Annotated in this window: 18 protein-coding genes and 1 pseudogene; 12 read left to right on the top strand and 7 right to left on the bottom strand. The window is 69.9% G+C overall.

From position 1 onward, the window contains the following. Positions 1 to 244: 244 nt before the first annotated feature. Both NBY65_RS22575 and NBY65_RS22570 read left to right on the top strand, forming a co-directional pair. Positions 245 to 2,656 carry a phosphoketolase family protein gene (locus tag NBY65_RS22575; protein WP_150041581.1) on the top strand — a complete coding sequence of 804 codons (2,412 nt, stop codon included), beginning with the start codon at positions 245 to 247 and terminating at the stop codon, positions 2,654 to 2,656. A gap of 60 nt (positions 2,657 to 2,716) precedes the next feature. After that, the gene (locus NBY65_RS22570; protein WP_150041582.1) at positions 2,717 to 3,691 is read left to right on the top strand and encodes a ribokinase; all 975 of its coding nucleotides are present in this window, start codon (positions 2,717 to 2,719) and stop codon (positions 3,689 to 3,691) included. Here NBY65_RS22570 and NBY65_RS22565 read toward each other — a convergent pair whose 3' ends face one another. After that, positions 3,692 to 4,474, bottom strand: coding sequence for a 4'-phosphopantetheinyl transferase family protein (locus NBY65_RS22565; RefSeq protein WP_150041583.1), 783 nt, complete (start codon positions 4,472 to 4,474; stop codon positions 3,692 to 3,694). Between the two features lie 65 nt (positions 4,475 to 4,539). Between NBY65_RS22565 and NBY65_RS22560 the strand changes: the two genes are divergently transcribed. Next, complete coding sequence (locus NBY65_RS22560; RefSeq protein WP_150041584.1) at positions 4,540 to 5,364, top strand: metallophosphoesterase family protein; 825 nt, start codon at positions 4,540 to 4,542, stop codon at positions 5,362 to 5,364. An 84-nt stretch (positions 5,365 to 5,448) separates the two neighbouring features. Here the strand turns inward: NBY65_RS22560 and NBY65_RS22555 are convergent, their stop codons facing one another. Together NBY65_RS22555 and NBY65_RS22550 are read right to left on the bottom strand one after the other, a co-directional pair. Then, on the bottom strand, positions 5,449 to 6,597 hold the full coding sequence (locus tag NBY65_RS22555) for a mandelate racemase/muconate lactonizing enzyme family protein (RefSeq protein ID WP_150041585.1): 1,149 nt from the start codon (positions 6,595 to 6,597) through the stop codon (positions 5,449 to 5,451). Then, positions 6,594 to 7,940, bottom strand: coding sequence for an MFS transporter (locus NBY65_RS22550; RefSeq protein ID WP_239002834.1), 1,347 nt, complete (start codon positions 7,938 to 7,940; stop codon positions 6,594 to 6,596). The genes NBY65_RS22555 and NBY65_RS22550 overlap by 4 nt, the downstream gene beginning before the upstream one ends. A 124-nt stretch (positions 7,941 to 8,064) precedes the next feature. Between NBY65_RS22550 and NBY65_RS22545 the strand changes: the two genes are divergently transcribed. After that, positions 8,065 to 8,970 (top strand): LysR family transcriptional regulator, encoded by a 906-nt coding sequence (locus NBY65_RS22545; RefSeq protein WP_150041586.1) that lies wholly within the window; start codon positions 8,065 to 8,067, stop codon positions 8,968 to 8,970. 145 nt (positions 8,971 to 9,115) lie between these two features. Here NBY65_RS22545 and NBY65_RS22540 read toward each other — a convergent pair whose 3' ends face one another. Next, positions 9,116 to 10,402: an amidase gene (locus NBY65_RS22540; RefSeq protein WP_150041587.1), complete on the bottom strand. Its 1,287-nt coding sequence runs from the start codon at positions 10,400 to 10,402 to the stop codon at positions 9,116 to 9,118. Positions 10,403 to 10,548: 146 nt separating this feature from the next. On the opposite strand from NBY65_RS22540, the gene NBY65_RS22535 reads away from it, so the two are divergent. From NBY65_RS22535 to NBY65_RS22525, 3 genes are all read left to right on the top strand, one after another. Beyond that, positions 10,549 to 11,025 (top strand): hypothetical protein, encoded by a 477-nt coding sequence (locus tag NBY65_RS22535; protein ID WP_239002835.1) that lies wholly within the window; start codon positions 10,549 to 10,551, stop codon positions 11,023 to 11,025. Further along, the gene (locus NBY65_RS22530) at positions 11,022 to 11,462 is read left to right on the top strand and encodes a hypothetical protein (protein WP_150041588.1); all 441 of its coding nucleotides are present in this window, start codon (positions 11,022 to 11,024) and stop codon (positions 11,460 to 11,462) included. The genes NBY65_RS22535 and NBY65_RS22530 overlap by 4 nt, the downstream gene beginning before the upstream one ends. A gap of 141 nt (positions 11,463 to 11,603) precedes the next feature. Next, positions 11,604 to 12,638, top strand: coding sequence for an alpha/beta fold hydrolase (locus tag NBY65_RS22525; RefSeq protein ID WP_150041589.1), 1,035 nt, complete (start codon positions 11,604 to 11,606; stop codon positions 12,636 to 12,638). A 3-nt stretch (positions 12,639 to 12,641) separates the two neighbouring features. Here NBY65_RS22525 and NBY65_RS22520 read toward each other — a convergent pair whose 3' ends face one another. Continuing rightward, positions 12,642 to 13,520 (bottom strand): MFS transporter, encoded by an 879-nt coding sequence (locus NBY65_RS22520; RefSeq protein WP_150041590.1) that lies wholly within the window; start codon positions 13,518 to 13,520, stop codon positions 12,642 to 12,644. Positions 13,521 to 13,684: 164 nt separating this feature from the next. Next, positions 13,685 to 14,116 (bottom strand): MFS transporter, encoded by a 432-nt coding sequence (locus NBY65_RS22515; protein ID WP_150041591.1) that lies wholly within the window; start codon positions 14,114 to 14,116, stop codon positions 13,685 to 13,687. Positions 14,117 to 14,220: 104 nt separating this feature from the next. Between NBY65_RS22515 and NBY65_RS22510 the strand changes: the two genes are divergently transcribed. Further along, complete coding sequence (locus NBY65_RS22510) at positions 14,221 to 14,436, top strand: hypothetical protein (RefSeq protein ID WP_162530603.1); 216 nt, start codon at positions 14,221 to 14,223, stop codon at positions 14,434 to 14,436. Further along, entirely contained in the window at positions 14,436 to 14,660 is a 225-nt protein-coding gene (locus NBY65_RS22505) for an FCD domain-containing protein (protein ID WP_162530604.1), read from the top strand. Before NBY65_RS22510 ends, NBY65_RS22505 begins: the two co-directional genes overlap by 1 nt. Before the next feature lie 48 nt (positions 14,661 to 14,708). Here NBY65_RS22505 and NBY65_RS22500 read toward each other — a convergent pair. Then, positions 14,709 to 16,661 (bottom strand): annotated as a pseudogene (locus NBY65_RS22500) (methyl-accepting chemotaxis protein); the annotation flags it as partial. Between the two features lie 486 nt (positions 16,662 to 17,147). Here NBY65_RS22500 and NBY65_RS22495 point away from each other — a divergent pair. The 3 genes from NBY65_RS22495 (at position 17,148) to NBY65_RS22485 (ending at position 19,753) form a co-directional block, all read left to right on the top strand. Next, on the top strand, positions 17,148 to 17,498 hold the full coding sequence (locus NBY65_RS22495; RefSeq protein ID WP_150041594.1) for a RidA family protein: 351 nt from the start codon (positions 17,148 to 17,150) through the stop codon (positions 17,496 to 17,498). A 251-nt stretch (positions 17,499 to 17,749) separates the two neighbouring features. Next, the gene (locus NBY65_RS22490) at positions 17,750 to 18,562 is read left to right on the top strand and encodes a CHAP domain-containing protein (protein ID WP_150041595.1); all 813 of its coding nucleotides are present in this window, start codon (positions 17,750 to 17,752) and stop codon (positions 18,560 to 18,562) included. Between the two features lie 477 nt (positions 18,563 to 19,039). Next, on the top strand, positions 19,040 to 19,753 hold the full coding sequence (locus tag NBY65_RS22485; RefSeq protein ID WP_150041596.1) for an ATP-binding protein: 714 nt from the start codon (positions 19,040 to 19,042) through the stop codon (positions 19,751 to 19,753). Positions 19,754 to 19,876 lie beyond the last annotated feature (123 nt).

The following is a 19,876-nucleotide window of genomic DNA, read 5'->3' as shown; positions in this document are numbered from 1 at the left end:
ATTATTTGGAACGACTCATTTTTTTCCATCGTTCCTGGCAAAGCATTACGTAAGTAGGTATTTTACCCAAGCTATTCGATGGCAAACCCAGGCATTTACTCTAAGGCACCCTTCATCCAGGGCGGTGTGACCGACGTGCCCCAGCTGGATACGAGCCTTGGTAGCGCTATCGTCACGGCGATGCGGATCGCGCGCGGCCGGCATGCCGGATTTGTCTCTCAGTGAAGATGAAAGAGTGCCGTTGATGTCGATCTGCGCAGAAGCCGCCTCACGCCCCCGGCCATCCGCCGCGCCCCTGTCCGCGGATGAACTGGAGCTGATGCATGCCTGGTGGCGCGCCGCCAACTACCTGTCAGTCGGCCAGATCTACCTGCTCGACAACCCGCTGTTGCGGCGCAAGCTGGAACGATCCGACATCAAGCCGCGCCTGCTCGGCCACTGGGGCACGACGCCGGGACTGAACTTCATCTACGTGCACCTGAACCGGGTGATCAAGGCGCTCGACCTCGACATGATCTACATCGCCGGGCCCGGCCATGGCGGCCCCGGCGTCGTCGCCAACACGTATCTTGAAGGTACCTACAGCGAAGTCTACCCGAACGTCTCCCAGGACGCGGACGGGATGCGGGCGCTGTTCAAGCAGTTCTCCTTCCCGCACGGCATCCCGAGCCATGTCGCGCCGGAAACCCCGGGCTCGATCCATGAAGGCGGCGAGCTGGGCTATTCGCTCTCGCATGCCTATGGCGCGGTGTTCGACAATCCCGACCTGATCGCCGCCTGCGTCGTCGGTGACGGCGAGGCGGAAACCGGGCCGCTTGCCACCGCGTGGCACGGCAACAAGTTCCTCGACCCGGTGACCGATGGCGCGGTGCTGCCGATCCTGCACCTGAACGGCTACAAGATCGCCAACCCGACCGTGCTCGCCCGCATCCCGCATGCGGAACTGGACAGCCTGCTGGTCGGCTGCGGCTACAAGCCCTATTACGTCGAGGGCAGCGATCCGGCGCAGATGCACCAGGCCATGGCCGCGGTGCTCGATACCGTGGTCGCCGAGATCCGCGCGATCCAGGCGGCGGCGCGCCAGGGCAAGGCAACGGAGCGCCCGGCCTGGCCGATGATCGTGCTGCGCTCACCCAAGGGCTGGACCGGGCCGGCCACGGTGGACGGGCTGCAGACCGAGGATTCCTGGCGCTCCCACCAGGTGCCCTTCGCCGACATGAGCGCGGCCAGCGGCCATGTGCAGTTGCTGGAATCCTGGCTGCAAAGTTATCGGCCTGAGGAGCTGTTCGACGACACCGGCCGGCTGCGCGCCGACATCGCCGCCCTTGCGCCCACGGGCCAGCGGCGCATGAGCGCCAATCCGCACGCCAATGGCGGCGTACTGATGCGCGACCTCAACCTGCCCGACTTCAGCAGCTTCGCCGTCGCTGTGCCCGCGCCGGGCGCGGCGACCGCCGAGGCCACGCGCGTGCTCGGCACCTATCTGCGCGAGGTGCTGCGCCGCAGTGAAACCGGCCGCAACTTCCGCATCTTCGGGCCGGATGAGACCGCCTCCAACCGGCTGAACGCGGTATTCGACGTCACCGCGCGCGCCTGGAACGCCGAGTACCTGCCGGCGGACGACCATCTCGCCCGCGGCGGGCGGGTGATGGAGATCCTCAGCGAGCATACCTGCCAGGGCTGGCTGGAAGGCTACCTGCTGACCGGGCGGCACGGGCTGTTCTCCTCCTACGAGGCGTTCATCCACATCGTCGATTCGATGTTCAACCAGCACGCCAAGTGGCTGAAGACCTGCCGCGAGATTGCGTGGCGCCGGCCGATCCCGTCGCTGAACTACCTGCTGACCTCGCATACCTGGCGCCAGGACCATAACGGCTTCAGCCACCAGGATCCCGGCTTCATCGACCACGTGGTCAACAAGAAAGCCGAGATCATCCGCGTCTTCCTGCCGCCCGATGCCAACACGCTGCTGCACGTCACCGACCAGTGCCTGCGCTCGCGCGACCGCATCAACGTCATCGTCGCCGGCAAGCAGCCCGCGCCGCAATGGCTGAGCATGGATGCGGCCATCCGCCACTGCAACGCCGGCATCGGCATCTGGGACTGGGCCAGCAACGACCAGGGCGGCGAGCCCGACGTGGTCATGGCCTGCGCCGGCGACGTGCCGACGCTGGAGACGCTGGCCGCGGTCGACTACCTGCGCCAGACCGTGCCCGACCTGAAACTGCGCGTGGTCAACGTCGTCGACCTGATGACGCTGCAGCCGCCCGAGGAACACCCGCACGGCCTGTCCGACCGCGCCTTCGACGCCATCTTCACCACCGACAAGCCGATCATCTTCGCCTATCACGGCTATCCGTGGCTGATCCACCGGCTGGCGTACCGGCGCACCAACCATCCCAACCTGCACGTGCGCGGCTACAAGGAAGAAGGGACGACCACCACGCCCTTCGACATGGTGGTGCGCAACGACCTCGACCGCTTCCACCTCGCCGGGGACGTGATCGACCGCGTGCCCGCGCTGCGCGCTTCCGCCGCCTATCTGCAGCAGGCGATCCGTGACAAGCTGACCGAGCACCGCCGTTACATCTCCGTGCATGGCGAGGACATGCCGGAGATCCGCGACTGGTGCTGGCGCGGGCCACACGCCGGCTGATCCGCCGGGTCCGGGGCGGCGGGCAGGTCCCCCCGCCCCGGCAACCAGGGAAAGGCTCCCATGGAACAGGACATCCGCCCCCACCGCACCACCGCCACGCAGGCGCCACTGGTCGTGTTCGGCAGCGTCAACATCGACATCGTCGCCTACACCGAACACCTGCCGCACCCCGGCGAGACGATCCACGCCGATCGCTCCGCCACCACGCTGGGCGGCAAGGGCGCCAACCAGGCCGCCGCCATCGCCCGGCTCGGCGGACGCGTGGTGCTGGCGGGCCGCACCGGCACCGACGCCTTCGCCACCCTGGCCCGCGACCGGCTTGCCGCCTTCGGGGTCGGGCTCGGGCATCTCGCCGCCGATCCCGACCGGGCCACCGGCCTCGCCCTGATCGGGGTAAGCCGGGACGGCCAGAACAGCATCACCGTGATCGGCGGCGCCAACCTGGGCATCGACACCGCCGACGCGGCGGCCCTGCAACCGGTGCTGGCCGCCGCCCCGGTGCTGCTGCTGCAACTGGAAATCCCGCTGCCGGCGGTACTGGCCGCCGCCGCCACGGCGCGGGAGGGTGGCGCCACGGTCATCCTCGACCCCGCCCCCGCGCCCGCCGGCGGGCTGCCCGAGGCGGCGTTCCAGGTCGCGCACATCCTGACGCCAAACGAAACCGAGACGGAACTGCTGGTGGGGATGCGGCCGACCGGCCCGGACGACGCCGCCCTCGCCGCCGGAAAGCTGCTCGACCGCGGCCTTGCCACCGCCATCATCAAGCTCGGCAGCCGGGGGGTCTACTACCGTAGCCGCACCGCAGCGGGCTTCGTGCCACCCTTCGCCGTCACCGCCATCGACAGCGTGGCCGCGGGCGACAGCTTCAACGCCGGCCTCGCGGTGGCGCTTGCGCGCGGCGACACCCTGGCCGAGGCGGTGCGCTTCGCCGCCGCCGGCGGGGCCCTGGCGACCACCCGCCCCGGCGCCTCCGAGGCGGCCCCCACCCTGGCCGAGGTCGAGAACCTGCTGCGCCGGCAGCCACCCGCCGCCTGATCAGGCGCGCAGCGGCACGGCTGGATCGAAGCCGCCGGGGGCCACGCCGTGCCAGACCACCGGCACCGCCCCCCCGGCCGGACGGCGCAGCCCCAGCGCCGCCACGAAGGCCCCCTCCACCACGGCTTGCTCGAACTGCCAGTCCGAGTCGCGCTCCGGCAGGTCCGGGGCGAAGGCGATCGCCGGGGGATGCACCCGAAACCAGAAGCTGGACAGGTCCTGGGTCAGCCCCTTGCCGGTCGCCTTGACGAAGGCTTCCTTCAGGGTCCACAGGCGAAAAAATCCCTCACCCTGCTCCGCCTCCGGTAGCGCTTCCAGCCACTCCGCCTCGGTCGCGGTGAAGAAGCGGCGCGCTACCTCAAGCGGCGCCCGCCGCGCCCGCGGCTCCAGGTCGAAGCCCAGCGCCAGCCCCGCCACCGGCGCCAGGGCGATGCCGACCAGCCCGGTCGTGTGTGACAGGTTGAACGAAACCGCCACCGGACGCCCCCCGATCCAGGCCGAGGGCTTGCCGTGCCGGTCGGCGAGGAAGGCGAAGGCGGACGGCGGCACACCGGCCGCCCCGGCCAGCGCCGCCCGCGCCAGCGCATGCGCGGCGATGTAGGTGACGCGCCCGGCCGGAAAGGCGAACCGGTCGGCACGGGCGCGCTCGGCGGCGTCCAGACTCGCCCGCCACGGCGCCACCGCCGCCTCGTCCAGCCCCGCGGTGGACATGGTCCAGACATGCACCCGCGGGGCGGCCTGCAGGACGTCCGGTTCGTTGCCGACATTGCCGTGTGCGCTCATCGGGCCAAGATTAGAACCATGCGATCCCAGCGAGAACAGGACCGCGGGTCCTGCCGGGGCGCGCGATGAGATTGTTGGCCATCAGCGACCTGCACCTCGCCGTCGCCTCCAACCGCGAGGCGCTGCGCGCGCTGCCCTCGTACCCCGCCGACTGGCTGCTGCTTGCCGGCGATGTCTGCGAAAAAAGCGACCTGTTCGAGGAGGCGCTGGCCTTCCTCGCCGGCCGCTTCGCCCGCGTCGTGTGGACCCCCGGCAACCACGAGTTGTGGCTGACCGAGCGCCCCGGCCCCGGCAGCAGCCCCGCCAAATACCAGGCCCTGGTGGCGGCAGCGCGGCGCTGCGGCGTCGCCACCCCCGAAGATCCCTACCTGCCCTGGCCCCCCACCGGCGAAGTGGTGGTGCCGCTGTTCACCGGCTTCGACTACAGCTTCCGCCCCGCCGACGTGTCCCGCGCCGGCGTGGTCCGCTGGGCCGCCGAACGCCATTGCGTCAGCGCCGACGAACACCTGATCCGCACCACGCCCTATGCCGGCATGGAGGAATGGTGCGCCACCCTGTGCGACGCCGCCGAAGCCCGCATGCGCAAGGAAATCCCCCCGGCCGCACGCACCATCCTGGTCGGGCACTACCCGCTGCGGCAGGAGCTGGTGCACATCCCTCGCATCCCACGCTTCACCCCCTGGTGCGGCACCATCCGCACCGCCGACTGGCACCGCCGCTTCCGCGCCCGCGGCGTGGTCAGCGGCCACCTGCACACCCGCCGCACCGACTGGCACGACGGCGTGCGGTTCGATGAAGTCTCGCTCGGCTACGCACGGCAATGGGACGCCAGCCGGGGCATGGCCGCATACCTCTGCGACGTGACGCCACGCCAAAACACGGCGGCCTGAAGCCCTTGGGGCGTTGCCCCAAACCCCACCAGGAGGCTTCGCCTCCTGGACCTCCACCAAGGGCCAAAGGCCCTTGGATCCCACTCATTCAACCCGCAGCACACGATGGCTGGTTACGAACGGCGCCAGCCGGCCCGGGTCCAGCTCGAACCCCAGCCCCGGCCCCTGCGGCACCGCAACCGCCCCATCCGCCCCCAACTCCGGGCGGCCAAGCAACGAAAGCAGCGGATTCGGGCCGACATCGTACTCCAGCATCGGCAACGCCACCGGGCCACCCCAGCGCCCGACCGGCAACGTCGCGGCCAGATGCAGCGCCGCATGGAAATTCACCAGGCTGCCCCAGACATGCGGCACCACCGCAAGCTGGTGCAGCTCCGCCAGCATCACCACCCGGCGCACCCCCTCGAACCCGCCACAGACCGCCAGATCGGGCTGCAGCACGTCCATGACCCCCTGACCCAGGAACGGGAGGAACGCCGCCGCCCCCTCGAAGGTCTCGCCGCCGGCAATCGCCGGTCGCACATGACCGGCAGCCAGGCGATAACCCGCGAGATCCCCCGGTGCGGCGGGCTCCTCGATCCAGCCGAGCTCCGCCGCCTCCATGCGCCGCGCCGCCTCGATCGCGGCGCGCGGCGTGTAGGACTGGTTGAAATCCACCATCAGCCCCCGCTCCGGCCCGAGCAAGGCCCGCACGGCCTGCGCCACCGCGCCGTCCTCCGCCGGCGCCAGACCGCAGCGCAGCTTGATGGCGCGGAACCCGGCCCGCAGATAGCCCTCGCACTCCCGCTGGTAATGCCGGTACGGGTGCCCGCCCGGCGCGAAGAACGGTCCACTGGCATAGGCCGGCACCCGCTCCCGCACCGCACCACCCAGCAGGGTGGCAACCGGCACGCCACGCTGGCGCGCCGCCAGATCGTGCAGCGCCATGTCCACCGCGGCGACCGCCATGCCGGTCAGCCCCTGGCCATGCGGCCCGCAGGCCGCGCCACAGGCCCGCCATAGCCGCCCCAGCGCCTGCGGATCCTGCCCCAGCACGCACGGCGCCAGATGCCGGGCGATCAGCGCCGCCACCGTCTCCGGCGCCGTCCAGCTCTCGCCCCAGCCGGCAGTCCCGGCCGCATCGGTCAGCCGCACCAGCAGCGTCTCGCGGCGGTCGAAGGTGACCAGGGCATTGCCGATCGGTTCCGCGAGCGGCGCCGTCAGATGGAACAGCTCGAGCGCGACCGTCTTCACGCTTCGATCTCCGTGGCGCGGGCAACAGCCGCCGGCCGGGCCAGCAACGGGCGCATGCTGCGGCCGAGCACCAGCAGCGCCACCGCCGTCACCGTCATCACCCCCGCCAGGAACAGCAGCGATCCCGCGAACCCGCCGGTGGCGTCGCGCACCCAGCCGATGATGGTGGGGCCGAAGAACCCGCCGGTGCTGCCGACCGAATTGATCAGCGCGATCCCCGCCGCCGCGGCCGTGCCGGTCAGCAGCGTGGTCGGGAAGATCCAGATGTTCGGCGAGGCGCCGCCGATCCCCGCCGCGCCGATGGTCAGTCCGATCAGCCCGACCACCGGCGAGGTCGAAACCGCCGCCAGCAGGAACCCGGCGGCGCTGACCAGGAACGGGCCGGCGGCATGCCACACGCGCTCGCCGCTGCGGTCGGCGCTGCGCCCGACCACGATCATGGCGACGGCCATGAAGGCGGCGGGAATCGCGGTCACGAAGGAGGATTGCAGGTTGCTCAACCCGAACGCCCTGACGAATTGCGGCATCCACACCGCAATGCCGGTGGTGCCGATCACCAGCCCCACCGCGATCAGGCACATCAGCAGCACCCGCGGCTCGGTCAGCGCGCGCCCCACGGAAAAGCGCCCCGCCGCTTCCTGCTCGGCCTGCTCCTGGCGCAGCCGGGCCACCAGCCACGCCCGCTCCGTCCCGGTCAGCAGGGTGCTGGTTTCCGGACGGTCCGGCAGCCGGACCAGCACCACCAGCCCCATGATCACCGCCGGCATGCCTTCCAGCAGGAACATCCACTGCCAGCCATGCAGCCCGGCCAGCCCGTCCGCGCCCCCGAGCAGCAGGCCCGAGATCGGCGCGCCGATCATCGAGGAGAGCGGGACGGCGATGTTGAAGGTGGCGAACATGCGGGCGCGGTAGGCACGCGGGAACCACAGCGTCATGTAGAAGATCATGCCGGGGAAGAACCCGGCCTCGGCCGCGCCGAGCAGCACCCGCACGACATAGAGGCTGGGCGCGTTCCACACGAAGGCGGTGGCCGCCGACAGCAGGCCCCAACTGATCAGGATGCGCGCGATCCACCGCCGCGCGCCGACCCGCGCCAGGATCAGGTTGCTCGGCACCTCGCAGAGCACATAGCCGAGAAAGAAGATGCCGGCGCCGAAGCCGAAGGCCGAGGCCGAAAGCCCCAGGTCCTGGTTCATGGTGAGGGCGGCGAAGCCGATGTTCACCCGATCGAGGAAGGCCGCGAAGTAGCAGACCATCAGGATCGGCAGGATGCGCCGCGCCACCTTGGCGACGACGTGGGGGGCCATGCCGTCGGGGGCGATGATGTCCGGCCGGGTTTCCATGCTGTTCCCTTCTCCCGTTCCGCCGCTGTTGAGAGTGCGGCGTTAGCTGTTGCCCTGGAACGGTCAGACATTTGACATTCAAAGACAAATTGGTTTTATCCGCGAACCGGTATTGGAAAAACTGATGACCCGGCTGACCCTCGCGCAGTTCGAGGCGTTCTATTGGACGGCGCATTTCGGCTCGGCGCAGCGGGCGGCCGACCATCTGCACATCGCCCAGCCGACGATCTCCTTGCGGCTGAAGGATCTGCGCGACGCGATGGGGGTCGAGCTGATCCAGCGCCACGGCAACGGGCTGCGGCTGACCCAGGAGGGACAGGCGCTGCTGCGGCAGGTAACGTCGATCCTCGAGGAGGTGCGCCGCATCCGGTCCGGCCGGGACGAGGCCGAGATCGCGGGGCCGATCCGTTTCGGCCTCGCCGAGGGGTTCGCGGCGACCTGCCTGCCGCCGCTGGTCGAGGCGCTGGGCCTGCGCTTCCCGGCGTTGCAGCCGGAATGGGTCGTGAACATCAACACCTTCCTCGAAGCCGCGCTGCTCAATGGCGGGCTCGACATGGCGGTGCTGGTGCATCCGCTGGGCGACGAGCGCCTGCGCCTGTTGCCGCTGGGCAGTCAGCCGACCAGTTGGGTGGTGCCGGCCGCCTGGGACCTTCCCGTCCCGTTGCGCCCACGGGATTTGTGGTCACGCCCGATCCTGTCGAATCCCCCACCGTCGGCGATGTATCGCCAGATCATGGGCTGGTTCGCGGCCGAAGGTGTGGAACCGGTGCGGATCAGTCGTTGTTCCAGCGTGGCGGTGATCGCCGAGCTGGTCGCCGGGGGCATCGGTGCCGGCGTGTTGCCGATCCCGATGGTCCGGCGCCATGTCGCCAGCGGCAGCATGCGCATGGTGACGGCTTCGCCCCCGGTGGAAAACGGACGTGTGTTCGTCGGCCACCATGTCGGTGCGACGGATCACCGCATTGCCGCGGTGATCCGTGTGCTCACCGGGGTGCTGGAGGAAATCGATTATTTCGCCAGGGGTGGCTGACGTCCGGATGGGTTCCAGGATGGCGGATTGCGCTGCGCTTATCCGCCCTACACCTGCTGTGCCGCGCAGCGCGAATGGGATCCAAGGGCCTTGTGGCCCTTGGCAGGTCCAGGGCGGAGCCCTGGCCTTCCTTCCCTCACGCGCCTCACCCGACGAGTGCTGCCGCGACCCATTGCGCCCAGATCAGGGCCGCCCGGTCCTCTCCTCGCCGGGCGATGATCTGCACCCCCAGCGGCGCCCCGCCGGGTCCGGTGCCGGCCGGCACGGTCACGCAGGGCACGTGCAACGAGGTCCAGATATAGTTGAACACCGGGTCCCCGGTCGCATCGAGCCCGACCGGCGCCTCGCCCGGCGCGGAAGGTGTCAGCAGCACGTCCACGCCTTCCATCGTCGCCGGGAAGGCGGCCTGCAGCCGGCCGAAGGTGGCGCGGGCCTCGTCGAGCTTCGCCGGCCCCTGGGCCGCGCCCCATTCGAGGCGTTCGCGCAGCCGGCCGCTGAGCAGGTCGCGCTGCTCCAGCATTTCCCAGCCCATGGAGCGGGCGGATTCGCCGTGCATGACCAGCGGATGCGCCTGTTCCAGCGCGCGGAAGGCGTCGGGCAGTTCGCGCGGGGTGACGTAGGCCCCGGCGCGCGCGAGGGTGGCGGCGGCGCGGTCGAACAGTGCCACCGTCTCCGCCGCTGCCTTCGGCCAGGAGGGCGAGCGGCACAGGCCGATGCGCGGCGGGCGATCGGGTCGGGTGTCGGGATCGCCGAGGTCGCGCCCGGTCAGCGCCCCGGCGAACAGCGCGCAGTCGGCGACCGAGCGGGCGATCACGCCGATGGTGTCGAGGCTGTCGGACATCACCTTCAGCCCCAGGCGCGGGATCATGCCGAAGCTGGGCTTGTAGCCGACCACGCCGCAGAAGGCGGCGGGGCGGATGATGCTGCCGGCGGTCTGGGTGGCGAAGGCGACCGGCGTCATGAAATCGGCAACGGCGGCGGCGCTGCCGGAGGACGAGCCGCCGGGCGTGCGCTTCGGGTCGAGCGGGTTGACGGTGGCGCCGGGGCGCATCATGGCGAATTCGGTGGTGACGGTCTTGCCGAGCACCACCGCGCCGGCCGCGCGCGCCCAGGCGACGGCGGCGGCATCGGCGTGCGGGCGATGGCCGTCCCAGATCGGCGAGCCGTACCCGGCCGGCATGCCGGCGACGTCGAGCACGTCCTTCACCGCCACCGGCAGGCCCTGCAACGGCCCGGACGGGGCCCGCGCCAGCGCCGCGCGCGCCGCCGCGGCGTCGACATGGGTGAAGGCGTGCACCGCCGGGTCGCGCGCGGCGATGCGCTCGAGGCAGGACTCCAACAGGTCCTCGGCGCGCAGCGTGCCGGCGCGGATGCGGCGCAGCGCCTCGGAGGCGGTCAGGCGATGGGGTGCGGGTGGCTTCGACTCAGACATCGAGGTCCCGCGTTGGATGCTCGGGCATGGGTCACTCCTGGAATGCGGCCGAAAAGGTGGCGCGATCCGGCGCCGCGGTCCATCCTGCGATCATGCAGGGAAACGCACACGCGCCGATCCGGGTGACTGCGACGGAAAACGGAACCGTGACCTATCTGGTGGACCTGGCGCCGGAAGCGCTGCCGCCGGTGCGGCTGCGCGACATCGCGGCGGCCTGGGACGCGGCGCGGGCAGCGGCCTCTGCGGGCGTGTGGGGCAACGCGCGCATGTTCCGGTTCCGCCGGGGCGACGGCAGCGCCACCGACCTTGCCCTGGCCGATCCCGATGCCTGTTGCTGGGCCGGGGCGATCGACGGGCTGCTCGGCATGCACACGAGCTACGGCCTGTCCGCCTGCCTGCGCCTGCTGGCGCTGGTGGAACTGCTCGCACGCGCGCGCTGGGCGGCCCCGCTGCTGCGGATGACGCGCGGCGGCGCCGAGCTTGACCGTGCCCTGCTGCACACCGCCGCGACCACGCCGCTGACCCGCGAGGCGCGCTTCGATGAAACCCCCTTTCGCGCACTGGTCCCGGCCCGGCTGGCCGGCCCCACCGAGTCGCGCCTTGCCTCAGGAGCCTGCGCATGACTGCCGCTTCGTCTGCCCCTTGGGGCCTTCTCTCCGCCACCGCGCTGCTGCTGGCGCTGGGCGGGTGCGGCCACCCGGTCGGCACCACCTCCAACCGCGCCGGCGTGTCGGCGCAGACCATGGCGGCCTGCCGGCAGCGCGCCGACCAGGTGTTCGAGCGGCAGAACCGCGGCGATATCTATCGCAGCGACATGTTCGCCGGCGGCCAGCGCGACGCGCCGTTCGGCTCGACCTCGCTGGTCGGATCGAACCCGAGCGCCGGGCTGTCGTCGCGTTTCGCGCGCGAGACCATGGTCGATGATTGCGTGAACGCGGTGGCCGGCAATATCGGCACCTCCCCCGAGGCGCCGCCTCCCGAGGAAATCGGCGCCGGCGGCACGACGGCCGCGGCGGGTTCGGCCTCCCTGCCGGTGCCGCCGCGCCCACCGCGGCGCTGAGCGCCCGGATCGTCGCCGCCCGGGATTGTTCCCGCCTTCTTGCACGACCTTGCCGGGGCATGGCTCCAACCCGGCTTTCCTTGCCTGCGTTGCACCGCAACACGATGGCGGGCGCTCCGCCGGGCACAGGGAAGGAACACCATGCCCCTCTTCGCGACCAAGACTCCGGCCCGGCCAGGCCGGGGCCCCCTGCTGGCCGGCGTCGCGGCGCTGGCCGCGCTCGCCGTGGCCAACCATTTCCTGACGCGCCGGGCGGAGCGGCGGCATCCTCCCGAGGGGGCGTTCGTCGAAGTCGACGGGGTCCGGCTGCACTACAGCGACCGCGGCACCGGCAGCCCGGTGGTGCTGATCCACGGCAATGCCGTGACCGGGGATGACTGGAACACCAGCGGGCTCGCCCAAAGGTTGCTGCCGCATCACCGGGTGATCATCTTCGACCGCCCCGGCTACGGCTACAGCGACCGCCCGCGCGGGCGGCTATGGACCGCAAGCGAGCAGGCCGACCTGATCCATGCGGCATTGCGCCGGCTCGGCGTCGTGCGGCCGGTGGTGGTAGGGCATTCGTGGGGCACGCTGCCGGCGGTCGCCCTCGCGGTGCGCCATCAGGCCGACGTCGCCGGACTGGTGCTGCTCTCCGGCTACTATTTCTGGACGCTGCGCCCCGACGTGCTGCTGGTGGCGGCCGGCGCCCTGCCGGTGATCGGCGACCTGCTGAGCCACACCCTTTCGCCGTTGCTGGGCTGGCTGCAGATGCCGCTGCTGAAATGGGCGATGTTCTCGCCGACCCCGGTGCCGTCGCGGTTCCAGGCCGAATACTCGTCCGCGATGACGCTGCGCCCATCACAGATCCGGGCGATGTCGATGGACGGCGTGCTGATGATCCCAGGCGCGATCGGCCTGCGCCGGCACTATCGCAACCTCGACCTGCCGGTGGCCATCCTCGCCGGCGTGGGCGACCGGGTGGTGTTCCGGCGCCGGGCCGAAGGATTGCAGCAGGAGATCCGGGGCAGCACGCTGCAGATCCTGCCGGAGGTGGGGCACATGGTGCATTACGCGGCCCCCGGAGAAGTGGCCCAGGCGATCGAGCGGGTCGCGGCGGCCGCGACCGTGCCGTCACCAGACCAGGATCGGGGCGGCGCCGGGCCGGCGCCGCGTGAGCTCGTCGACGCCTCCTAATGGTCAAAACCTGACGGACCGTGCCCCGTGCCAGAAGCCGCCATGGATGGGGAGCCGACCTCGGCAAGACTTATTGATCAAAGTGCTGTATCCCGTCGCCCTGAGGTCGAGCACCTCCTGGGCGTAGAGCACCAGGATCGTCAGGCCGCCAGCCGAAACCGCATTGATCGCCCCCAGCATAACGGCGAGCCGCAAGATCGCCGGGTTCTGCCGCATCCAACCGAAGCCCTCCCGCAGGGCAGGCCAGAACCGCTTGTGCGCGCCCGGCGTCCGAGCCGGCAGGGTGATGAACCAGATGAGGCCGATCGTCAGTGCCAGGGTGGCGGCGGTAAAGCCGAACGGCACGACGATCCCGGCCGCGATGAGAGCACCGGCCAGAGGTGGGCCGACGAACCCGCCGATGACCTGCTCGGCGCTCCAGATCTGACCATTCGCGCGTTCGAGGTCGTTGCGGCCGACAATCGACGGCAACAGCGTCTGAGCGGCGTTGCCGCGCACGACCGCCGCGGTGCCGAGCAGGAAGGTGATGGCGGTCAGCATGATCACCAACCCCGATCGATCGGGGCCGGAGGCCATCGCAGTGGGAAGGGACAGGGTCATCGCGACCAGGCAAAGGGCCAGCGCCAGCCGCACGCAATCGGCCCGGATGATCAGGAGACGGCGATCCGCGCGGTCGGTCAGGACGCCGGCAGGCAGGGCGAACAGGAACCACGGCAGGAACCTGGCCATCGCCACGGCCGAAATCATCAGAGGATCGCGCGTGAGCAGCGTCGCGAGCCAGGGCATGGCAACGGCCGCGACACCACCGCCGAGGTTGGTCACTGCACTGCCGGACAGGAGGAGGCGGTAGTTTCGGTTCGACCACAACAGGCCGTAGCTCATGGCCCCTTCCATGATCCGGTCGAACATCTCCGTCGCAGGCTATACAGCGGCCCAACCTCGTTCAAGCTGCAGCCCGCCAGGGGGCGGGTCCAGCCACTCGCAATGGCCAGGCAAGACCGACGGGACCCGCACCGCCGGTACGGGTCCCGTCCACATCACGGTGGTCAGTCCGCGACGGCGGCGCGCAGCTCCGCGCCATGCACCGCGCGGTGCCGCACCACCAGGATCGCCACGATGGTCATGGCGCAACAGGCCATCAGGAACATCACCACCAGGTTCGGGCTACCGCCGGCGGCGGCGACCAGGGCCGAGGCGATGAACGGCGTCGGGCCAGCGATCAGCAGGCCGTTCAGCTCGCGCACCAGTGCGATGCCGGAAAAGCGCGTACGCGTCGCGAACAGATTGGCGAGGAACGCCCCCTGCGCCCCGGCGAGGCCACTGAAGCCGATGCCATAGCCGATGGACATCGCCAGCACGACGATCGCCGGGTCGCGGGTGCCGAGCAGGTGGAACAGCGGAAAGGCGTACAGGAAGGTGAACGCCGCGCCGAAGATGTAGACCTTGGCATAACCCACGCGGTCCGAGATCAGGCCCATGAGTGGCGTCGCCCGCACCCCCACGAAGGATAGAGACGATGACCGCGAGCATCGCCGTCGCGCGCGGGATGCCGAGGGTGGTGGTCATGTAGCTGAGCGTGAAGGTGGCCATGATATTCTTCCGGCTGGCCAAGGAAGACCTGGCGCGCGTCTCCTTTCTCTCGGCCGACAAGGTCAGGGAGGCCCAGGTCGTGCGCGAAGCGCTGGAGATCACCGCGTTCGGCGAGGTGGCGCGGAAATGGGACGGCGACGACCCGCGGTTCCAGCGGGCGAACGCCGACATCCTCGCCTGCATCGCCGCCCAGAAGGAAGCCGGCTGATGTCGATCGTCGACGACATGCGCGTGCATCTCAAGCGGCTGCGCTATCTCGAACTGCAGGAAGCGCATCACGAGGCCGAGGCGATCGTGCATCACGAGGACATCCTCGCAGCGCTGCAGGCCAGGGACGTGCGCGGCACCACCAGCCGGCTGCGCGCCCACCTGAAGATGCTGGAGGAATTCCGTGAGCGGCTGTTCCGGGCCCACGGCGACGTCTTCGCCTGATCCCCCGGGGACGCGGGAGCGATCCCCCGTCCCTGCCCGTCCGCCCGCTCAGGCGGCCTGGCGACCCCCGCCGATGGCGACGATGACGCGGTCGATGCGGGCCAGCGATTCGGCGTCCTGGCGGAACAGCAGCGCCATGCCCCCCTCGCCGGCGCGCACCACGCGCGCGATGATCGGCCCGCCGGCGGCGGGGAATGCGAGGCTGACCTCGGCGCCGGGCGGCAACCGCCAGTCGCAGGCCAGGGCGATGCCGCTGCGGGAGATGTCATGCACCTCGACAGAGGCGGGGCCGCGGCCATTCGCCGAGAGCGTGGTGGTGGTGCCGTTGCCGGAGATGCGCTCGTAGCGGCGGCGGGTGCCGCTGTCGTCGCGCACCGCGGCGAGGAACTGGTCGACTTCCGAGCGCAGCCGGGCCGCTTCCTCGCCGATTCCCTGGGCCGCCTGCAGCACCTCGTGGCTGACCGCGCCGGCCTGGTCGGACACGCCGACCATCTTGCGCATCGCCGCGGACGCCTGGGTGCCGGCCGCCGAGACGGTCTGCAGGTTGGTGGCGATCGCGCGCGCGGTGGCGTTCTGCTGCTCGACGGCGGTGGCGATATGCGCCGAGATCTGGTCCAGCCGGCCGATGATCTGGGCGATGTCGGCCATCGCCGCCACCGATTCGCCGGTGGCCGCGCGCACCGCCCCGATCTGCCCGCCGATCTCCGAGGTGGCCCGGCCGGTCTGGCCCGCGAGCTTCTTCACCTCGCCCGCCACCACGGCGAAGCCCTTGCCGGCCTCGCCGGCGCGCGCCGCCTCGATCGTGGCGTTCAGCGCGAGCAGGTTGGTCTGGCCGGCGATGTCCTCGATCAGTTGCACCACGCCGCCGATGCGCGTGGTGGTGTCGGCCAGCCCCTGCATCTTGGCCTGGCTCGCATCCGCCCGCTGCACCGCCTCGCGCGCCACCTGGGAGGCGGTGGTAACCTGGCGCGAGATCTCGCCGACGCTGCTGGTCAGCTCGTCGATGGCGGCGGCCACCGAGGTCAGCTGCTGGGAGGTGTGCTCGGCGCCACGGGCGGTGGAGCTGGCTTCCTCGTGCACGCTGCCGGCGGCCTCCGCCATGGTCTGCGCGGCCTTGCGCATGCTGTCGGCCGAGGAGGCGAGCGAGGCCATCACCCCGGAAATCGAGGTGCCGAAATCCTCGGTGTAGCGGTCCATGGCGGCCTGGCGCCGCTCCTTGGCCGCGCGCTCGGCCTCCTGTTCGGCGGCGAGCCGGTCGGCCTGCAGCATGTTGTCCTTGAACACCTGCACCGCCCCGGCGATCGCGCCCATCTCGTCGCCGCGTCCGGTGCCGGGGATCGGCACGTCCATCTCCCGCCGGGCCAGCCGCCGCATCGCCTCGGTCAGCAGGCGCACCGGCCCGGCAATGCCGCGATCGATGAACAGCCCGATGCCCAGGCATAACAGCAGGGTCAGGCCCAGGGCGATCTCGATGCCCAGGCCGGCCGAATCACCGGTCGTGTCCGCGGTCGCGATGGCGCGGGCGCCATCGGTAACCTGGAAAGCGAGGTCGCCATCGATGGCACGGCGCAGCGCATCCATCGGTGCGACCATCTCGCCGAGCAGGGAGCGGCGGGCCTCCGCCGGATCACGGGTCGCGGTGAAACGGTCGGACAGGGTGGCATAGCGCGTCCAGGATGCCTCGATCTCCGTCCACAGGCGCTGCTCCTCGCCGCCGGAGACCAGGGGGGCATAGGTTCGCAGGGCCTCCGTCAGCTCGGCCCGCACCTTCGCGGTCATCTGCGTGCGGGCGGGCCGTTCGGCCGTATCGACCAGCAGTTCAAAGGACTGGTAAAAGCGCAGCCGCTCGATGAGCTGAGCGATGCGGCCGAGCGCGCGCGCGCTGGGCAGCGCGTTGGTCGCGAGCTCCCGGCTGACGGAATTGACCCGGCCGATGCCGTCAAGCGCGAGCCAGCCCTGGGCCGCGGCGCACAGCAGCACGGCGGTGAAGGCAATGATGACCTTGGTGCGAAGACCGAGGTGATGCAGGAAATACGACATGACAGGTCCGGCAACGTCGCTGTGGTTGAACAGGCAATCACTTGCAGGACGCAGTGCGTTGTGCTCCCGCCACGCAAACTGGCGCGGGGTTAGCTTTAATCTCCTTTAATTACAACTATAATTTGAGTATTTCACTATATATATTTAATATTTTTATCAATTTCGATTGGTTTATTTGGCAAAATACACCAGAGACCCCACCGGATGGTCTCTGATGGCGCCACAGAATATTTGAAGAAAAATAAATATATAATTACAATTTCACTTGTCAGAAGAAATGCAGACGCTGGCAGCCCCGACACGACCGCCCAATACGCCAGCCAATATACCAGGCTGGGATACTGCCCCCGCCTGATCCCGCCCCCAGGGTGCCCTGCCCCCGGCCTGCTTGCCGGGCGCGCGAGCGCGGCCTACCAAGCCGCGCTCACCGCAACCAGGGGAGGCCCCATGAGCAAGATCATCCGCACCGAGCCGAACGCGATCCTGGCGAAGGCCGTCGAGTATCACGGCTTCGTCTTCCTGCAGGGCTGCGTCGCCCGCGACCTTGAGAAAGACGTCCGCGGCCAGACCGAGGAAGTGCTGGCGCAGATCGACGAACTGCTGGAGACGCACGGCACCGACAAGACCCGGCTGCTGCAGGCCCAGATCTGGCTGAAGAACATCGGCGACCGGCAGGTGATGAACGAGGTCTGGTCGGCCTGGCTGCCCCGGGACGGCGCACCGGCGCGGGCCTGCGTACAGGCCGAAATGGCCGATCCGCGGTATCTGGTGGAGATCATGGTGACAGCCTGTAAATAGTCTTTAATCGTATCGATCCGCTTGCGTGTGGCACCTGCAGTTGCCAAACAGCCACACGCAAGCAACTCTTTTGCAACAGCGACTTCAAATGCTTGTTATTAGGAGAATATTCCTTATTTCGAAACTTATCCACAGGGGGGTTTCGGCAATCTGCACATGTGACGTTCACGACTGCCGCTAGCCGGTTGTCAAAGTTAGAAACATCGCGTTACCGCCATGCTCGTCAGTCAGGGTTCAGGAGGATTTGCAGCATGCGGCACGCGCCAGACACACTCCCCCGTACCCGGTTCGGGTTCGGTCGACAGTTGTTGCTGAGTACCGCCCTCGCCGCTTCGCTTGTCCTGCTCAGCCAGCCCGCCACCGCGCGCCCGGCGCAGAAGGCGCATGAGTCCACCGCGGCCAACCGGGGCAGCGCCCGCGTCGTGCCGGCCCGCAGCACCGCCACCAACGCCCAGAACCTGCACCGGGCGAAGTTCATCCGCCAGGCCGCCGCTGCCCCCGCGCCCCGCCGCAACGCCGGCTCCAAGCTGACCAAGACCGCCAAGGTCCGCTACGTCGCGGGCCCCGCCTCCATCGGCGGCGTCACCGCGCTGCAGTGCGTGCCCTATGCCCGCGCCGTCTCCGGCATCGCGATCACCGGCAATGCCGTGACCTGGTGGGACCAGGCGGCCGGCGTCTATGAACGCGGCCACCGCCCCGAGCCCGGCGCCGTCCTGAACTTCCGCGCCAACAGCAACATGCGGCTCGGCCATGTCGCGGTGGTCCGCCGGGTGGTGAACAACCGCCAGATCGAGATCGACCACGCCAACTGGACCTGGTCGGGCAAGGGCAACATCACCCGTGGCGTGCAGGTGATCGACGTCTCCGGCCGCAACGACTGGTCGGCGGTGCGGGTGGAACTCGGCCAGTCCTCCGGCAATTTCGGCGCGATCTACGCCACCTACGGCTTCATCTACGACCGCCCCGACCGCGGCATGATGGTGGCCAACACCCCCGCCCAGCAGGGCACCCGCCACGTGCGCTACGACGAGGTCGCCGAGGCCCCCGACCGCTCGCTGCGCTGAGACCCCCAGATCGTCTCCCTCGCCGCTGACATCGCCGCTGCGCCGGCCCAGGCCGGCGCCAGCCTTGGCCGCCAGGCCACGACGGGCGGCGCGTCAAGGCCGCGCGGCCAGCCATGACAGACCAGCCAATTTCACCGTATTCAATAATTAAAAAAGCAAAAATACTCAATCGAACGTACATCAACGTGAACATGTCGGCGTTGTAGATGCTTTCCTCCGGGTGCAACCTGAGCAAACCCGGCATGGAGATGAAGCATCGCCGCGCCGCATCGGTTGCCGATGCGCCTATTCTTCATCACGACGCCATGACCAAGCGGGGCGAACGTGAATCCGCGATGGCACCAAGACGAACCTGACCCTGCGCGCGTCATCGCCGAAGACGTACAAACGCAACTCTGCGGCAGAATCGCGGAGAGCGGGGAACAGCAGCGGGCCGGGGAACCGGCCCGGCCGCCCGCGACGGAGGCACCCGGCGCCATGGCCCGCGCCGTGGCGCACGAGTTCAACAACATCCTCTCGGTGATCATCACCTGCCTGGAGCTGCTGGAACTTGACAACCAGCCCGACGCCGTGCGGCGCGAGGTGCTGACCCAGGCCCGCGAGGCGGCCCTGCTCGGGGCCGGGCTGGTGCAGCGCCTGCAGGCCGGCTCCGCCCCGCCGCAGCGCGGAGAGCGGCCGACCACCGCCACGGTACTGGCATCGACCGGACAGCGGCTCAGGGGGGCGCTTGGAGAGCATATCCGGCTGGTCACCGAGATCGCCCCCGACCTCTGGCCGATCAGCGCCGACCGGGCGAAGCTGGAAACCTGCCTGCGCCATCTCGCCGCCAATGCCCGCGCGGCGATGCCGACGGGCGGCACCCTGCTGCTGACCGCCGACAACATTTCGGTCCGCGAGCCCGCGGCATCCCCGCCCGAGTGCCAGCCCCCCACGGGAGACTACGTCGCCATCGCCGTCACCGACACCGGGAGGGGCATGGGCGGCACGGTCATGGCGCAGGCCCTCGCACCATGTGGCGGGACCCGGCCCCCCGACCGCGACGGCGGGCTTGGCGTGGTGTTCGACTTCGTCCGGCAATCGGGCGGCCATGTCCGGGCGGAGACCATGCCCGGAGAAGGCACCACGATCGAGCTGCTGCTGCCACGCTGCCAGGAGCGGGCGTCGGCGGACGGGGCCGCCACGGCGAGATAGGGCCGCCGGCAGGGCCGCGCCCGGCGCGCAGATCGAGCGACGGCATCGCAAAAAGCCCAGTTTCCATAACGGGATTTTGCGTTGCTGCCGTCGCGGCGTCGACGGAACGTGCCCCCCGCGCGT

It is taken from the genome of Rhodovastum atsumiense (genome assembly GCF_937425535.1).
In the GTDB taxonomy this organism is placed as follows: domain Bacteria; phylum Pseudomonadota; class Alphaproteobacteria; order Acetobacterales; family Acetobacteraceae; genus Rhodovastum; species Rhodovastum atsumiense.
The sequence above is the reverse complement of the archived record's forward strand: the minus strand, read 5'-3'. Positions and strand labels throughout refer to the sequence as shown.

What these genes read in the sequence shown, in the direction of transcription:
- NBY65_RS22520 (WP_150041590.1), bottom strand. Translation starts at nt 13,520, where the DNA reads ATGAGCTACGGCCTGTTGTGGTCGAACCGAAACTACCGCCTCCTCCTG.
- NBY65_RS22515 (WP_150041591.1), bottom strand. Translation starts at nt 14,116, where the DNA reads ATGGGCCTGATCTCGGACCGCGTGGGTTATGCCAAGGTCTACATCTTC.
- NBY65_RS22495 (WP_150041594.1), top strand. Translation starts at nt 17,148, where the DNA reads ATGAGCAAGATCATCCGCACCGAGCCGAACGCGATCCTGGCGAAGGCC.
- NBY65_RS22550 (WP_239002834.1), bottom strand. Translation starts at nt 7,940, where the DNA reads ATGGAAACCCGGCCGGACATCATCGCCCCCGACGGCATGGCCCCCCAC.
- NBY65_RS22505 (WP_162530604.1), top strand. Translation starts at nt 14,436, where the DNA reads ATGTCGATCGTCGACGACATGCGCGTGCATCTCAAGCGGCTGCGCTAT.
- NBY65_RS22490 (WP_150041595.1), top strand. Translation starts at nt 17,750, where the DNA reads ATGCGGCACGCGCCAGACACACTCCCCCGTACCCGGTTCGGGTTCGGT.
- NBY65_RS22485 (WP_150041596.1), top strand. Translation starts at nt 19,040, where the DNA reads ATGGCCCGCGCCGTGGCGCACGAGTTCAACAACATCCTCTCGGTGATC.
- NBY65_RS22575 (WP_150041581.1), top strand. Translation starts at nt 245, where the DNA reads ATGTCGATCTGCGCAGAAGCCGCCTCACGCCCCCGGCCATCCGCCGCG.
- NBY65_RS22570 (WP_150041582.1), top strand. Translation starts at nt 2,717, where the DNA reads ATGGAACAGGACATCCGCCCCCACCGCACCACCGCCACGCAGGCGCCA.
- NBY65_RS22565 (WP_150041583.1), bottom strand. Translation starts at nt 4,474, where the DNA reads ATGAGCGCACACGGCAATGTCGGCAACGAACCGGACGTCCTGCAGGCC.
- NBY65_RS22540 (WP_150041587.1), bottom strand. Translation starts at nt 10,402, where the DNA reads ATGTCTGAGTCGAAGCCACCCGCACCCCATCGCCTGACCGCCTCCGAG.
- NBY65_RS22525 (WP_150041589.1), top strand. Translation starts at nt 11,604, where the DNA reads ATGCCCCTCTTCGCGACCAAGACTCCGGCCCGGCCAGGCCGGGGCCCC.
- NBY65_RS22530 (WP_150041588.1), top strand. Translation starts at nt 11,022, where the DNA reads ATGACTGCCGCTTCGTCTGCCCCTTGGGGCCTTCTCTCCGCCACCGCG.
- NBY65_RS22545 (WP_150041586.1), top strand. Translation starts at nt 8,065, where the DNA reads ATGACCCGGCTGACCCTCGCGCAGTTCGAGGCGTTCTATTGGACGGCG.
- NBY65_RS22560 (WP_150041584.1), top strand. Translation starts at nt 4,540, where the DNA reads ATGAGATTGTTGGCCATCAGCGACCTGCACCTCGCCGTCGCCTCCAAC.